Origin of the sequence: Roseomonas mucosa ATCC BAA-692 (genome assembly GCF_000622225.1) — a bacterium.
In the GTDB taxonomy this organism is placed as follows: domain Bacteria; phylum Pseudomonadota; class Alphaproteobacteria; order Acetobacterales; family Acetobacteraceae; genus Roseomonas; species Roseomonas mucosa.
On the sequence record NZ_JHWD01000008.1, the window covers coordinates 141,522 to 154,888 of the forward strand.

Genomic DNA, 13,367 nt, shown 5'->3' on the forward strand with positions numbered 1-13,367 from the left:
GGAGGCCCTCCGGAAGAAGCCAAGGGAGGACAGACAGGATGGGTGCCGGGGAACTCAGCTATGTCCATGGGGCCTGCGAGACGCCGCTGCTGAGCGACACGATCGGGCAGCGGCTGGACCGCACGGCGGAGACCTGGCCGGGCCGGCCGGCGCTGATCGACCGGGGCCAGGGCGTGCGCTGGAACTGGACGGAGCTGCGGGAGCAGGTGGACCGGCTGGCGGCGGGCTTCCTGGCGCTCGGGCTGCGGCGGGGCGAGCGGGTCGGCATCTGGTCGCTGAACCGGGTGGAATGGGCGCTGACCCAGTTCGCCGCGGCGCGCGCCGGCCTGGTGCTGGTGACGATCAACCCGGCCTACCGGCTGCACGAGTTGGAGTTCGCGCTGAACAAGGTGGGCTGCGCCGCGCTGGTGACGGCCACGTCCTTCAAGACCAGCGACTATGCCGGGATGCTGCGGCAGATCGCGCCGGAGCTGGACAGCGGCCCACCGGGGAAGCTGCGCGCGGCACGGCTGCCGGCGCTGCGGGTGGTGATCCAGCTCGGCGGCCCCGTTTCCTCCGCCCCATTGGCCGGTGCCCTGCCCTTCGCCGATGTGCTGGCCCTGGGCGGGGAGCGGGAACGCACGGCACTGCGGGAACTGGGCCCGGCATTGCAGTTCGACGACCCCATCAACATCCAGTTCACCAGTGGCACCACCGGTACGCCGAAGGGCGTCACGCTGTCGCACCACAACATCCTGAACAACGGCTATTTCGTCGGGCAGGCGATGCGCCTGACCGAAGAGGACCGGATCTGCGTGCCCGTGCCGCTCTACCACTGCTTCGGCATGGTGATGGGCAACCTCGCCGCGCTGACGCACGGCGCCTGCCTGGTCTATCCGGGCGAGGGCTTCGACCCGGTGGCGGCGCTGGAGGCCGTCGAGGCGGAGCGCTGCACCGCGCTCTATGGCGTGCCGACCATGTTTATCGCCGAGCTCGACCACCCGCGCTTCGCGGAGTTCGACCTGTCCTCGCTGCGCACGGGGATCATGGCGGGTTCCCCCTGTCCCATCGAGGTGATGAAGCGCGTCACCAGTCGCATGAACATGCGCGACCTCACCATCTGCTATGGCATGACCGAGACCAGCCCGGTCAGCTTCCAGAGCGCGGTGGACGATCCGCTGGAACGGCGCGTCTCCACCGTCGGGCGCATCCACCCGCATCTGGAGGTGAAGATCATCGACACCGAGGGGCGGATCGTGCCGCGCGGGCAGCCGGGCGAGCTCTGCACCCGCGGCTATTCGGTGATGCTGGGCTACTGGGACGAGGCGGCGCGGACGGCGGAGGCGGTCGACCCGGCGCGGTGGATGCACACGGGCGACCTCGCCACCATCGACGAGGAGGGCTACTGCAACATCGTCGGCCGGATCAAGGACCTGGTGATCCGGGGCGGCGAGAACCTGTATCCGCGCGAGATCGAGGAGTTCCTCTACCGCCACCCGAAGATCCAGGACGTGCAGGTCTTCGGCGTGCCCGACCCACGCTATGGCGAGGAGCTCTGCGCCTGGATCCGCATCCGGCCGGGCGAGATGCTGACGGTGGAGGAGGTGCGCGGCTTCTGCGAGGGGCAGATCGCGCACCAGAAGATCCCGAGATACGTGCAGTTCGTTAACGAATTTCCCATGACCGTGACCGGCAAGATCCAGAAATTCCTCATGCGCCGGCAGATGGAGGAGGAGCTGGGCCTGACGCGCCAGGAGACCGCCTGAGGGCGGGGCGGGCGGGTTGGTGGGGGATGCCACGATCCCGCTTGCGCCGGGGGGCGGCTTCGCCTTAACTCCTGTGCAAGACTGAAAAGAACGAGGAAGCATCCGGGTGGCCGACTACATCCTGGAGACCGAGGACATGACCAAGGAGTTCCGCGGATTCGCCGCGGTCTCCGGGGTGAACCTGCGCGTGCAACGCGGCAGCATCCATGGACTGATCGGCCCCAACGGGGCGGGCAAGACGACCTGCTTCAACCTGCTGACGAAGTTCCTCCAGCCGACACGCGGCCGCATCCGCTATAACGGCCGCGACATCACCGCGATGAAGCCCGCCGAGGTGGCCCGGCTGGGCCTCGTGCGCTCCTTCCAGATCTCGGCGGTCTTTCCCCACCTGACGGTGCTGGAGAACGTCCGCCTGGCCTTGCAGCGGGAGCGCGGCGGCTCCTTCGACTTCTGGCGGCGCGAATCCGTGCTCACCCGCTACGACGCCCGGGCGATGGAGCTGCTGGCCGAGGTCGGGTTGGCCAATGCCGCCGGGCTGACGGCGGGCTCGCTTTCCTATGGCCGCAAGCGGGCGCTGGAGATCGCCACCACCCTGGCGCTGGAACCGGAGATGATGCTCCTGGACGAGCCTACCGCCGGCATGACGCACGAGGACGTGGACCGCGTCACCGCCCTGGTGAAGCGCGTGGCCGCGGGCCGCACCGTGCTGATGGTGGAGCACAACCTGAAGGTGGTGGAGGGGCTCTGCGACCGGATCACCGTGCTGACACGCGGGCGCATCCTGGCGGAAGGTCCCTATGCCGAGGTCTCGCGCAACCCGGAGGTCGTGGCCGCCTATCTCGGCACCGACCCCACCATCGCCGGAGGCACCGCCCATGCCGCCTGAGGCCCTCTTGGAGGAACGCCCCGGCTCCGCCTCTTCCGGCGAGGCGCTGCTGAAGGTGCGCGATCTGCAGGCCTGGTACGGCGAGAGCCACGTGCTGCACGGCATGGACTTCGACGTGCGGCCAGGCGAGGTGGCGACGCTGCTGGGCCGCAACGGCGCCGGCAAGACCACCACCCTGCGCAGCATCATGGGCCTCGTCGGGCGCCGCAGCGGCTCGGTGGGTTTCGAGGGGCGGGAGCTGATCCGCGCCCGGCCAGACGAGATCGGCCGCGCCGGCATCGCCTATTGCCCGGAGGAGCGCGGCATCTTCGCCGCGCTGAACGTCACCGAGAACCTGATGCTGCCGCCGGTGGTGCGGCCGGGCGGGCTCGACATCCCGACCATCCACACGCTCTTCCCGAACCTGAAGGAACGGGCGAACAGCCCCGGCACGAAGCTCTCGGGCGGCGAGCAGCAGATGCTGGCCATCGCGCGCATCCTGCGCACCGGCGCGCCGCTGCTGCTGCTGGACGAGCCGACCGAGGGGCTGGCGCCGGTGATCGTGCAGCAGATCGGCGCCACGATCCGCGAGATCAAGGCGCGCGGCTTCACCGTGCTGCTGGTGGAGCAGAACTTCCGCTTCGCCCAGACCGTGGCCGACCGGCACTACGTGGTCGAGCATGGGCGGGTGGTGGACGGCTTCCGCAACGACGAGCTCGCCAGCGCGGCGGAGCGGCTGCAGGAATATCTCGGCGTCTGACCCCCGCCCCGCCCGGCTTTCCGGCGGGGCGGATGCAGGAAACGGGCGGCAACGCCGCCGGAAACCAACGAAAGCCAGGGAAACCCCAGGAATGACCCTATCCCGCCGCACGACCCTTCTCGGCGCAGCGACCCTGCCCGCCCTGGGGCTGCTGCCCTTCCGCCCGGCCCGGGCACAGGCCGGGGGCACGATCAAGATCGGTGTGCTGAACGACATGTCCGGCGTGTACCGCGACATTTCCGGCCCCACCTCCGTCGCCTGCGTGCGCCAGGCGGTGCAGGACAGCGGCATCGAGGCCAAGGGCGTGAAGGTCGAGGTCGTGGCCGCCGACCACCAGAACAAGCCGGATGTCGGCGCCAACGTCGCCCGCCAGTGGTTCGACCAGGACGGCGTGGACATGATCATCGACGTGCCCAACAGTGCCGTGGCGCTGGCGGTGAACAGCGTCGTGAAGGAGAAGAACAAGGTCTATGTCAACTCCACCGGTGGCACGACGGAGCTGACCGGCGGCCAGTGCTCGCCCAACACCGTCCACTGGACCTATGACACCTACATGCTCGCCAGGTCCACCGGCGGGGCGATGGTGAAGCAGGGCGGCGACAGCTGGTACTTCATCACCGCCGACTATGCCTTCGGCCATGACCTGGAAAGGAACACCACGAATTTCGTGAAGGAGGCCGGCGGCAAGGTGCTGGGCTCGGTGCGCCACCCGCTGCAGAGCACGGACTTCTCCTCCTTCCTTCTCCAGGCGCAGCAGAGCCGGGCCAAGGTGATCGGCCTCGCCAACGCCGGGACGGACACGATCAACGCGGTGAAGCAGGCCGCCGAGTTCGGCGTCACCCGCCGTGGCACCAAGATCGCCGTGCTGCTGATGTTCATCAACGACGTGCATGGCCTGGGGCTGAACGCCGCCCAGGGGCTGGTCTGCACGGAAAGCTTCTACTGGGACCTGAACGACCGCACCCGCGCCTTCACCAACCGGGTGAAGGGCTCGCTGAACGGCAACATGCCGGCCATGTCGCATGCCGGCTGCTATGCCGGGGCGCTGCACTACCTGAAGGTGGTGGCCGAGATGGGCGCCGCCGCCGCCAAGGCCTCGGGCGTGGAGACGGTGAAGCGCATGAAGGCCATGCCGACCGACGACGACTGCTTCGGCGCGGGCAAGATCCGCGAGGACGGGCGCAAGCTGCACCCGGCCTATCTCTTCGAGGTGAAGGCACCCGGCGACAGCAAGGGACCCTGGGACTACTACAAGCTGCTGGAGACCACCTCCGCCGAGGATGCCTGGCGGCCGCTCTCGGCCGGGGGCTGCCCGCTCGTCCGCTCCTGATCCCCCCGAGAGGGAGGGCTGGCCGGGAGGGCGGCGCGCCGCCCTCCCCCGCCTGCCCGCACTGAGAGGCACAAGATGGAAGACCTGTTGTTCCAGTTGGAGATGGGCCTGCCGCAGATCGTCCTGGGCCTCGTGAACGGCGCCTTCTACGCGCTTCTCTCGCTGGGCCTGGCGGTGATCTTCGGCATGCTGCACGTCATCAACTTCGCCCATGGGGCGCAGTTCATGATGGGCGCCTTCGTCGCCTGGATGCTGCTGAACTGGCTGGGCATCGGCTACTGGCCCGCGCTGATCCTTTCCCCCCTCATCATGGGCGTGCTGGGCGTGGTGATCGAGCGCCTGCTGATCCGCCGGGTTCAGGGGGCGGACCCGCTCTACGGCCTGCTGCTGACCTTCGGCCTCGCCCTGATGATCGAGGGCGTCTTCCGGCAGTATTTCGGCTCTTCCGGCATGCCCTACGCCCCGCCCGCCTCGCTCACCGGCATGCCGCTCGATCTCGGCTTCATGATCCTGCCGGTGTACCGCGCCTGGGTTGTGGTGGCCGCGCTGATCCTCTCGCTCGGCACCTGGCTGGTGATCGAGAAGTCGCGCCTCGGCGCCTATCTGCGCGCCGCCACCGAGAACGCCGCGCTGGTGCAGGCCTTCGGCGTGAACGTGCCGCGCCTCGTCACCCTGACCTATGCCGGCGGCGTGGCGCTGGCGGCGCTGGCGGGCGTGCTGGCGGCGCCGATCTACTCGGTGAACCCGCAGATGGGCTCCAGCCTCATCATCACCGTCTTCGCCGTGGTGGTGATCGGCGGCATGGGCTCCATCCTGGGCTCGGTCGTCACCGGCTTCGGCCTGGGGCTGGTGGAGGGGATGACCAAGGTCTTCTACCCCGAGGCCGCCTCCACCGTGATCTTCGTCGTCATGGCGATCGTGCTGCTGGTGCGGCCCGCCGGCCTGTTCGGGAGGGCCTGAACCATGTCCGCCAGTTCCACCGCGCCGCGCGACCTGAGCGCGCCGCCCACCATGCCGGGCCTGCTCGGCTTCAGCCGGGGCCAGGGCATCGCCCTGATCCTGCTGGTCGCCTTCCTGCTGGCGGGGCCCTTCGTCCTCTATCCCGTCTTCCTGATGAAGCTGCTCTGCTTCGCCCTCTTCGCCTGCGCCTTCAACCTGCTGATCGGCTATGTCGGCCTGCTCTCCTTCGGCCATGCCGCCTTCTTCGGCATGGGCGGCTACCTCGCCGCCCACGCGGCCAAGGTCTGGGGGCTGACGCCGGAGGTCTCGATCCTGGCCGGCGGCGGCGTCGGCGCCGTGCTGGGCCTCGCCTTCGGCTGGCTGGCGATCCGGCGGCAGGGCATCTACTTCGCCATGATCACCCTGGCCCTGGCGCAGATGGTCTTCTTCTTCTGCCTCCAGGCGCCCTTCACCCATGGCGAGGACGGCATCCAGTCCGTTCCGCGGGGGCGCCTCTTCGGGGTGGTCGACCTCGCGCCGGACATGGCCATGTACTGGCTGGTGGCCGCGGTCTTCCTGATCGGCTTCCTGCTGATCCACCGCATCGTCCATTCCCCCTTCGGCCAGGTGCTGAAGGCGATCCGCGAGAACGAACCGCGCGCCACCTCGCTCGGCTACCGCGCCGACGACTACAAGCTGATGGCCTTCGTGCTCTCGGCGGCGCTGTCCGGCGTCGCGGGCGGCACCAAGTCGCTGGTCTTCGGCATCGCCACCCTCACCGATGTCCACTGGTCGATGAGCGGCGAGGTGGTGCTGATGACCCTGCTCGGCGGCCTCGGCACGCTGTTCGGCCCGGTGGTCGGCGCCGCGGTGATCGTGGCGATGCAGAACTACCTCGCCCCCTTCGGCGCCTGGGTGACGGTGATCCAGGGCGCCATCTTTGTCATCTGCGTCGTCGCCTTCCGCGCCGGCATCGTCGGCGAGATCGGGCGACTGCTGAAGACGAAGCTCTGAGGCTGGGCCTTGCGTCGTCCGGGGGACAAGGTGCCTGCTGACACCGGATCGCGCCGGGGAGCCATGCTTTCCGGCGGCGGATACGAACGGCGGGGTGCATGGATCATCGGCGGCGTCACGGTCCGGTGCCGGTGCTGGCCACTCCCTGCGCCTGCATGGGCCAGGGTCTTCCGCCCTGCCTGCCATCCCGGGCTTTAGGGTTTTAGGACTTTAGGTTTTTAGCCCTTTATCCGTCCGGATGGATGTTGGGCCTCGCCCCGTGGCGCGAGCGGATGTCGCCTGGGTTCGCACCTCCAGGGACCGGGCCAGAGCGGTGTGGTGTTGATTATATTCCTATATCCTGAGCCGGGCCTGGGAAGCAAGAGACATTGGGCGCGCGGCGGGATCGAACCTTCGGGCTGACGGTCACCGCGCGTGCCAGTTCATCGGGTCCAGGGCGCGCAGCGTCCTGGCGGTGAGGGGGTTCCGGGGCGAGAGGCGGAGCCTCTCCCCCGGGGGCAGGCCAAGGGGCACGACGCCGCCTTCATCCCCGCGCCCCTGGCCGCAGATGCTCCGCCAGGAAATCCACCAGGACGCGGATGCGGGCTGGCATGGTGGCGCCGCCGACGAAGACCGCGTGGATGCTTTCCCGGTCCTGCGGATTGTATTTCTCCAGCAGCGGCACCAGCCGTCCGGCGGCGATCTCGTCATCGATATGGAAATGGCCGACGCGGGTGATGCCGACGCCTTGCAGGGCGAGCTGCACCAGGGTCTCGCCGTTGTTCGCGGTCATGTTGCCGGAAACCCGCATCAGATAGTCCCGCCCACCCTCGCGAAAGGGCCAGCCGGGCTCGATGCGGCGGAAGCTGAAATCGAGGCAGTTGTGCCGGGCGAGATCGGCCGGCCGGCGCGGCACCCCCGCGCGGGCGAGGTATTCCGGCGAGGCCACCACGCTGCGCCCGGTATCCCCCAGCTTCCGGGCGGAAAGCGGGCTGTCGGCCAGCGGCCCGAAGCGGACGGCGACATCGGCGCGGCCGCCGAGCACGTCGGCGATCTGGTCGTTGATGTCGATCTCCACGCTGATGCCGGGATAGCGCTCCACGAAGGTCCCTAGCAGCGGCACGATCACCATCCGCCCATGCGCCATGGAGGTGCTGACCCGCACCCGCCCGCGTGGCGAGGCCTGGTCGGCGATGCCGCTTTCCACCTCGTCGAGGTCGGCCAGGATGCGGGTCGCGGCACGGAGATAGGCCTCCCCCTCGGCGGTCAGCCGCAGCCGGCGCGTCGTGCGCACCAGCAGGCGCACGCCCAGCCGTGCCTCGATGCGGGCGACGATGCGGCTGACGGCCGAGGGGGTGAGGCCCAGCGTACGGGCGGCGCCTGACAGGCTGCCTTCCCGCGCCACCGTGGCGAAGGCCTCCATCTCCCCCGCCCGATCTGTCCTTTCACGCGGCATCTGTGCCTCCGGCGCAAAGATCCTGGTCCGCCATCCCTACTACCGCGATGCACCAAAGCCGACCAAGTGCCGCGGCGGAACAATCCCGGACCCTGTCCCATGAGTCTCAACCCACCGCTCCTGGCGCTGGCCATCGGTGCCTTCGGCATCGGCGTCACGGAATTCGCCCCGATGGGCATGCTGCCGGTGATCGCCGGCGACCTCGGCGTTTCCATCCCCAGGGCGGGGCTGCTGGTCAGCGCCTATGCGATGGGCGTGCTCCTCGGCGCGCCCCTGATGACGCTCGCCTTCGCCCGGATGCCGCGCCGGCGCCTGCTGATCGGGCTGATGGGCATCTTCACCCTCGGCAACATCCTGTCCGCCCTGGCGGGCGGCTACGGCATGCTGCTTCTCGCCCGCATCGTCACCTCCCTCAACCATGGCGCCTTCTTCGGCGTGGGTGCGGTGGTGGCGGCCGGCCTCGTCCCGCCCGAGCGGCGCGCGGCGGCCGTCGCCGCCATGTTCTCGGGCCTGACCATCGCCACGATCGGCGGCGTGCCGCTGGCCACCTGGGCTGGCGAGGCGGTGGGCTGGCGCATCGCCTTCTGGGGCATCGCGGCGGTGGGCGTCCTCGCCATGATCGCGCTGCGCCTCTCCCTGCCGCCGCTGCCGGCCGAGGCCGGGGCCGACATGCGGGCGGAGCTTCGGGTGCTGCGGCGCGGGCCGGTGCTGGCCGCGCTGGGCCTGACCGTGCTGGGCGCCAGCGCCATGTTCACCGTCTTCACCTATATCGCCCCCATCCTGCGCGGCGAGACGGGGGCGGGCGCGGGTTTCGTGACGGCGATGCTGATCGTCTACGGCCTCGGCCTCGCCGCCGGGAACTGGCTGGGAGGCCGCCTGGCCGACCGTTCCATGGACGGCACGCTGATCGGTTCCCTGGCCGCGCTGGTGGTCCTGCTGCTGCTCTTCGCCGCCGGGATGCGCTGGGAGGCGACTGCGGCGCCGCTGATCTTCCTCTGGGGCGTGGCCAGCTTCGCCATCGTCCCGCCGTTGCAGATGCGGGTCGTGGCCACCGCCGCCGAGGCGCCGAACCTCGCCTCGGCGATGAACATCGGTGCCTTCAACCTGGGCAATGCCATCGGCGCGGCGCTCGGTGGCGGGGTGCTCGATGCCGGACTCGGCTATCCGGCGATCTCGGTCGCCGGGGCGGCCATGGCGGCGTCCGGCCTCGCCATGATGCTCCTTCTGCGGCGCCGGCGTCCGGTTCCCGCCATGGCCTGCGGCTGATCCGGGCCGCGTTCCTCCGGCGGCATCCCCGGGGGAGTCTCGCCCCGCTCCCTCTCCGCCGGGGACCGAAGCCGATCCCCGGACCCCGGGGCTTGCATCGACTCCGTGCGATCACCGTCCGTCCGTGGCCTGCCCCCCCCCGAAGAACAGGTGGAAACGCGGGGCGCCGCCTCAGCCCAGCAGGGCGATGCTGCCCAGGGTGGCGATCCCGGAATCCCGGAACCCCTCCAAGGCGACCTCCAGCGTGTCCCCGCCCCCGGGCAGCGGCGCGGCGATGCCACGGCAGGCATCAAGGATCACCACCGCCTCGAAACCCAGCGCCACCGCATCCCGCGCCGTGGCCGCGACGCAGAAATCCGTGGCCAGGCCGCACAGGAAGACGCGCCGCACGCCCAGGGCGCGCAGATAGCCGGGGAGGCCCGTGCCGGTTTCGCGGTCGTTCTCGGTGAAGCCGCTGTAGCTGTCCACCTCCCGCCGCATCCCCTTGCGGAAGATCGCCTGCAAGGACCGCGTCTCCAGCGCCGGATGCAGGGCCGCACCGGGCGTGCCCTGCACGCAGTGGTCCGGCCACAGCGTCTGCGGGCCATAGGGGAAATCCACCATCTCGAAGGGCGCGCGGCCGGGATGCCGGCTGGCGAAGGAGAGATGGTCCGGCGGATGCCAGTCCTGCGTCGCCACCACCCGGCCGAAGCGCGGCATCAGCGCATTGGCCAGCGGCAGGATCGCGTCGCCATCGGGGACGGGAAGCGCGCCGCCCGGCATGAAATCGGGCTGCACGTCCACCACGATCAGGACATCGGTTTCCGGGTTCGGCGAGAGCGGCGTCGCGGACATGCCGACAGCTTCCCGCGCACGGCCCCCGCCGTCCAGCCTTCGCCCCGGATGCCCGGAGAGAGCCGCCCCGGCGGCGGGACCCTGTCCGCCCCGTGGCGCCGGACACCTTGCTGCTCTTCACGGCCAGCCAGCCCTTGCGACGGCCTGAAGCAATGCCTGGGCTTCTTCCGCGGCCCCGGGCGCACGCAAATTGCGACATTCCGGTTGTCAGCGGAATTTTCCATCGCGGCACTCATGCCGCACCCGCAAGAACCGGAAGCCCCCGTCCAGGCCCAGGATCGCATCCGTGCCATGCCGCATGCGCGAAGCGGCTGGCTTTCGCACCCGCGCGGACCTCAATAGGAAGGGAGGCGAGGTTACCGGTTGAGGGGTTCGGACGATGGACGACGTGGCCAAGATGACGCCCAAGGATTCGCGCACCGCGCGTGTCACGGCGGAGGAGGCTCTCGCCCTCCATGCCGAGGGCAAGCCGGGCAAGCTGGAGATCCGGCTCACCAAGCCGCTGATCACGGCGCGCGACCTGAGCCTCGCCTATTCCCCCGGCGTGGCCGAGCCCTGCCTGCACATCCATCGCGACCCGGCGCTGGCCTATGACTACACGGCCAAGGGCAACATGGTGGCGGTGATCTCCAACGGCACCGCCGTGCTCGGCCTGGGCAACCTGGGCGCGCTCGCCTCCAAGCCGGTGATGGAGGGCAAGGCCGCCCTGTTCAAGCGCTTCGCCGACGTGGACGCGGTGGACCTGTGCCTGAACACCGAGGACGTGGACGAGTTCGTCAACTGCGTGCGCTTCCTGGGCCCGTCCTTCGGCGGCATCAACCTGGAGGACATCAAGGCGCCCGAGTGCTTCGTCATCGAGCAGCGGCTGCGCGAGCTGATGGACATCCCCGTCTTCCATGACGACCAGCACGGCACCGCCATCGTCGCCGCCGCCGGGCTGATCAACGCCTGCCACCTGACGGGCCGCGACCTGAGGACCACGAGGCTGGTGATCAACGGCGCCGGCTCCGCCGCCATCGCCTGCGCCGAGCTGGTGAAGGCGATGGGCATGCGCCCCGAGAACATCACCATGTGCGACACCAAGGGCGTGCTGTACCGGGGCCGCACCAACGGCATGAACCAGTGGAAGTCGGCCTATGCCATCGACACCGCGGCCCGCACCCTGTCGGATGCCATGGCCGGGGCGGATGCCTTCTTCGGCCTGTCCGTGAAGGGCGCGGTGACGCAGGACATGGTCCGCTCCATGGCGGACAAGCCGATCATCTTCGCCATGGCCAACCCGGACCCGGAGATCACCCCGGACGAGGCGAAGGCCGCCAAGCCCGACGCCATCGTCGCCACCGGCCGCTCCGACTATCCGAACCAGGTCAACAACGTCCTGGGCTTCCCCTTCATCTTCCGCGGCGCGCTGGACGTGCGGGCCAGCACCATCAACGACAGCATGAAGGTCGCCGCCGCCGAGGCGCTGGCCATGCTGGCGCGCGAGGACGTGCCGGAGGAGGTGGCCGCCGGCAGCGCGCTGCGCTTCGGGCCGGAATACATCATCCCCAACGCCTTCGACCCGCGCCTGATCTCCCATGTCTCGCCCGCCGTGGCCAAGGCGGCGATGGAGAGCGGCGTGGCGCGCCGCCCGATCGAGGACCTGCGCCGCTACACCCGCGGCCTGACCGGGCGGCTGGATGCGGCGGCGGGGGCGCTGGAGGCGATCACCGAGCGCGTCCGCGCCAACCCGAAGCGCGTTGTCTTCGCCGAGGGCGAGGAGGAGAAGGTGCTGCGCGCCGCCATCGCCTTCCGCAACGCGGGCTATGGCACGCCGGTGCTGGTGGGGCGGGAGGACCGCATCATGGCCACCGCCGGCGCCCTCGGCCTGCCCTTCCCGGAGGGCGTGGAGATCCACAACGCCGCGCTGTCCGACAGCAACCGCCGCTATGCCGAGTACCTGTACGAGCGCAAGCAGCGCCAGGGCTTCCTGTTCCGCGACTGCCAGCGCGCGGTGAACCAGGACCGCCACGTCTTCGCCGCCTGCATGGTGGCGCTGGGCGACGCCGATGCCATGGTGACGGGCACCACCCGCTCCTACATCGAGACGCTGAAGGGCGTGACCATGGCGCTGGGCAAGGCCGCCGTGCCGGAAGGCTCGGAGGAGAGCGTGCTCTTCGGCCTGACCCTGATGCTGACCCGTGCCCGCGGCACGGTGCTGATCGCCGACACGGCGATCCATCCGCGCCCCGAGGCGGGGACCCTGGCCGCCATCGCCACCCAGTCCGCCGCGGCGGCCAAGCGCCTGGGGCTGGAGCCGCGCGTGGCTTTCCTCAGCTTCTCGAACTTCGGCGACGCGCGCACCTCCATCCCCACCAACATCCGCGATGCCGTGAAGCTGCTGGACGAGCGCGGGGCGGATTTCGAGTATGACGGGGAGATGACCGCCGACGTGGCGCTCGACCCCGCGCTGCGCTCCCTCTACCCCTTCTGCCGGCTGAACGGCCCGGCGAACGTGCTGATCATGCCGGGGCTGCACGCCGCCCATATCCTCAGCAAGGCGGTGCCGCGCCTGACCAGCGCCACCACCATCGGCCCGGTGCTGATGGGGCTGGAGAAGCCGGCCCAGATCGTGCCGATCTCGGCGGGCGTGAACCAGATCCTGGACATGGCCTGCCTGGCCGCGCACGACGCCATCGGCCGGTAGGCAAGGGGGCTCCGGGCGGGCATCAGGCCCGCCCACGCGAAAACCCCCGGCCTGGAAGATCCAGGCCGGGGGTTTTTCGTCTTCCGTCCGCCTCCCGGCCCCTCGCCGCGAAGGGCGCCGCCAGCCGGACAGGGCGGGGTCAGAAGTTCTGCAGGCTCGCCATCTGGACGGGCCGGACCTCGACCATGACGACACCGGCATCGATCATGCCCAGCGCCTCGGCGGTGGCCGGGCTCAGGTCGATCACGCGGTTGCCGACATAGGGGCCACGATCCTCGATCTTCACCGTCGCGGTGCGCCCGTTCTGCAGGTTCGTCACCTGCACGGTCGTGCCGAGCGGCAGGGTGCGGCTCGCCGCGGAATTGGAATCCCGGTCGAAACGCTCGCCATTGGCCATCTTCCGGCCATGGAACCGGTCGGCGTAATAGGAGGCGGGACCACGCTGGACCTTCATCCCCTTCCTGGCGGAAACGGCGGGCTCAAGGCGCATCAC

The 13,367-nt window shown here is 69.9% G+C and carries 11 protein-coding genes; 8 read left to right on the forward strand and 3 right to left on the reverse strand.

What is annotated here, in order from left to right; all coding sequences use genetic code 11:
* The first annotated feature begins 38 nt into the window (after positions 1–38).
* From BT98_RS0110510 to BT98_RS0110535, 6 genes are all read left to right on the forward strand, one after another.
* Positions 39–1,745: an AMP-binding protein gene (locus BT98_RS0110510; RefSeq protein WP_019460794.1), complete on the forward strand. Its 1,707-nt coding sequence runs from the start codon at positions 39–41 to the stop codon at positions 1,743–1,745.
* A gap of 106 nt (positions 1,746–1,851) precedes the next feature.
* Positions 1,852–2,631 carry an ABC transporter ATP-binding protein gene (locus BT98_RS0110515; protein WP_019460793.1) on the forward strand — a complete coding sequence of 260 codons (780 nt, stop codon included), beginning with the start codon at positions 1,852–1,854 and terminating at the stop codon, positions 2,629–2,631.
* Positions 2,621–3,370 carry an ABC transporter ATP-binding protein gene (locus BT98_RS0110520; protein ID WP_019460792.1) on the forward strand — a complete coding sequence of 250 codons (750 nt, stop codon included), beginning with the start codon at positions 2,621–2,623 and terminating at the stop codon, positions 3,368–3,370. Before BT98_RS0110515 ends, BT98_RS0110520 begins: the two co-directional genes overlap by 11 nt.
* 91 nt (positions 3,371–3,461) lie before the next feature.
* Positions 3,462–4,700 (forward strand): ABC transporter substrate-binding protein, encoded by a 1,239-nt coding sequence (locus BT98_RS0110525; protein WP_019460791.1) that lies wholly within the window; start codon positions 3,462–3,464, stop codon positions 4,698–4,700.
* Between the two features lie 75 nt (positions 4,701–4,775).
* Positions 4,776–5,660 carry a branched-chain amino acid ABC transporter permease gene (locus tag BT98_RS0110530; protein ID WP_075821363.1) on the forward strand — a complete coding sequence of 295 codons (885 nt, stop codon included), beginning with the start codon at positions 4,776–4,778 and terminating at the stop codon, positions 5,658–5,660.
* Positions 5,661–5,663: 3 nt separating this feature from the next.
* Complete coding sequence (locus BT98_RS0110535; RefSeq protein ID WP_019460789.1) at positions 5,664–6,653, forward strand: branched-chain amino acid ABC transporter permease; 990 nt, start codon at positions 5,664–5,666, stop codon at positions 6,651–6,653.
* A 523-nt stretch (positions 6,654–7,176) separates the two neighbouring features.
* Here BT98_RS0110535 and BT98_RS0110540 read toward each other — a convergent pair.
* A complete protein-coding gene (locus BT98_RS0110540; RefSeq protein ID WP_026033124.1) occupies positions 7,177–8,088 on the reverse strand; it encodes a LysR family transcriptional regulator in 912 nt (303 codons plus the stop codon).
* A 99-nt stretch (positions 8,089–8,187) separates the two neighbouring features.
* Here BT98_RS0110540 and BT98_RS0110545 point away from each other — a divergent pair, with 99 nt between their 5' ends.
* Positions 8,188–9,354, forward strand: coding sequence for an MFS transporter (locus BT98_RS0110545; RefSeq protein ID WP_019460787.1), 1,167 nt, complete (start codon positions 8,188–8,190; stop codon positions 9,352–9,354).
* 171 nt (positions 9,355–9,525) lie between these two features.
* On the opposite strand, the gene pncA is transcribed toward BT98_RS0110545, so the two are convergent.
* Positions 9,526–10,188: a bifunctional nicotinamidase/pyrazinamidase gene (pncA, locus tag BT98_RS0110550; RefSeq protein WP_019460786.1), complete on the reverse strand. Its 663-nt coding sequence runs from the start codon at positions 10,186–10,188 to the stop codon at positions 9,526–9,528.
* 379 nt (positions 10,189–10,567) lie between these two features.
* On the opposite strand from pncA, the gene BT98_RS0110560 reads away from it, so the two are divergent.
* A complete protein-coding gene (locus tag BT98_RS0110560; protein ID WP_019460784.1) occupies positions 10,568–12,874 on the forward strand; it encodes an NADP-dependent malic enzyme in 2,307 nt (768 codons plus the stop codon).
* Between the two features lie 139 nt (positions 12,875–13,013).
* Here BT98_RS0110560 and BT98_RS24000 read toward each other — a convergent pair whose 3' ends face one another.
* Positions 13,014–13,364, reverse strand: a complete 351-nt coding sequence (locus tag BT98_RS24000) for a septal ring lytic transglycosylase RlpA family protein (RefSeq protein ID WP_051544271.1) — start codon at positions 13,362–13,364, stop codon at positions 13,014–13,016.
* Positions 13,365–13,367 lie beyond the last annotated feature (3 nt).

Excerpts from the sequence above, each read along its gene's own strand:
- BT98_RS0110510 (WP_019460794.1), top strand. The coding sequence starts at position 39 with ATGGGTGCCGGGGAACTCAGCTATGTCCATGGGGCCTGCGAGACGCCG.
- BT98_RS0110520 (WP_019460792.1), top strand. The coding sequence starts at position 2,621 with ATGCCGCCTGAGGCCCTCTTGGAGGAACGCCCCGGCTCCGCCTCTTCC.
- BT98_RS0110525 (WP_019460791.1), top strand. The coding sequence starts at position 3,462 with ATGACCCTATCCCGCCGCACGACCCTTCTCGGCGCAGCGACCCTGCCC.
- BT98_RS0110530 (WP_075821363.1), top strand. The coding sequence starts at position 4,776 with ATGGAAGACCTGTTGTTCCAGTTGGAGATGGGCCTGCCGCAGATCGTC.
- BT98_RS0110535 (WP_019460789.1), top strand. The coding sequence starts at position 5,664 with ATGTCCGCCAGTTCCACCGCGCCGCGCGACCTGAGCGCGCCGCCCACC.
- BT98_RS0110540 (WP_026033124.1), bottom strand. The coding sequence starts at position 8,088 with ATGCCGCGTGAAAGGACAGATCGGGCGGGGGAGATGGAGGCCTTCGCC.
- BT98_RS0110545 (WP_019460787.1), top strand. The coding sequence starts at position 8,188 with ATGAGTCTCAACCCACCGCTCCTGGCGCTGGCCATCGGTGCCTTCGGC.
- pncA (WP_019460786.1), bottom strand. The coding sequence starts at position 10,188 with ATGTCCGCGACGCCGCTCTCGCCGAACCCGGAAACCGATGTCCTGATC.
- BT98_RS0110560 (WP_019460784.1), top strand. The coding sequence starts at position 10,568 with ATGGACGACGTGGCCAAGATGACGCCCAAGGATTCGCGCACCGCGCGT.
- BT98_RS24000 (WP_051544271.1), bottom strand. The coding sequence starts at position 13,364 with ATGCGCCTTGAGCCCGCCGTTTCCGCCAGGAAGGGGATGAAGGTCCAG.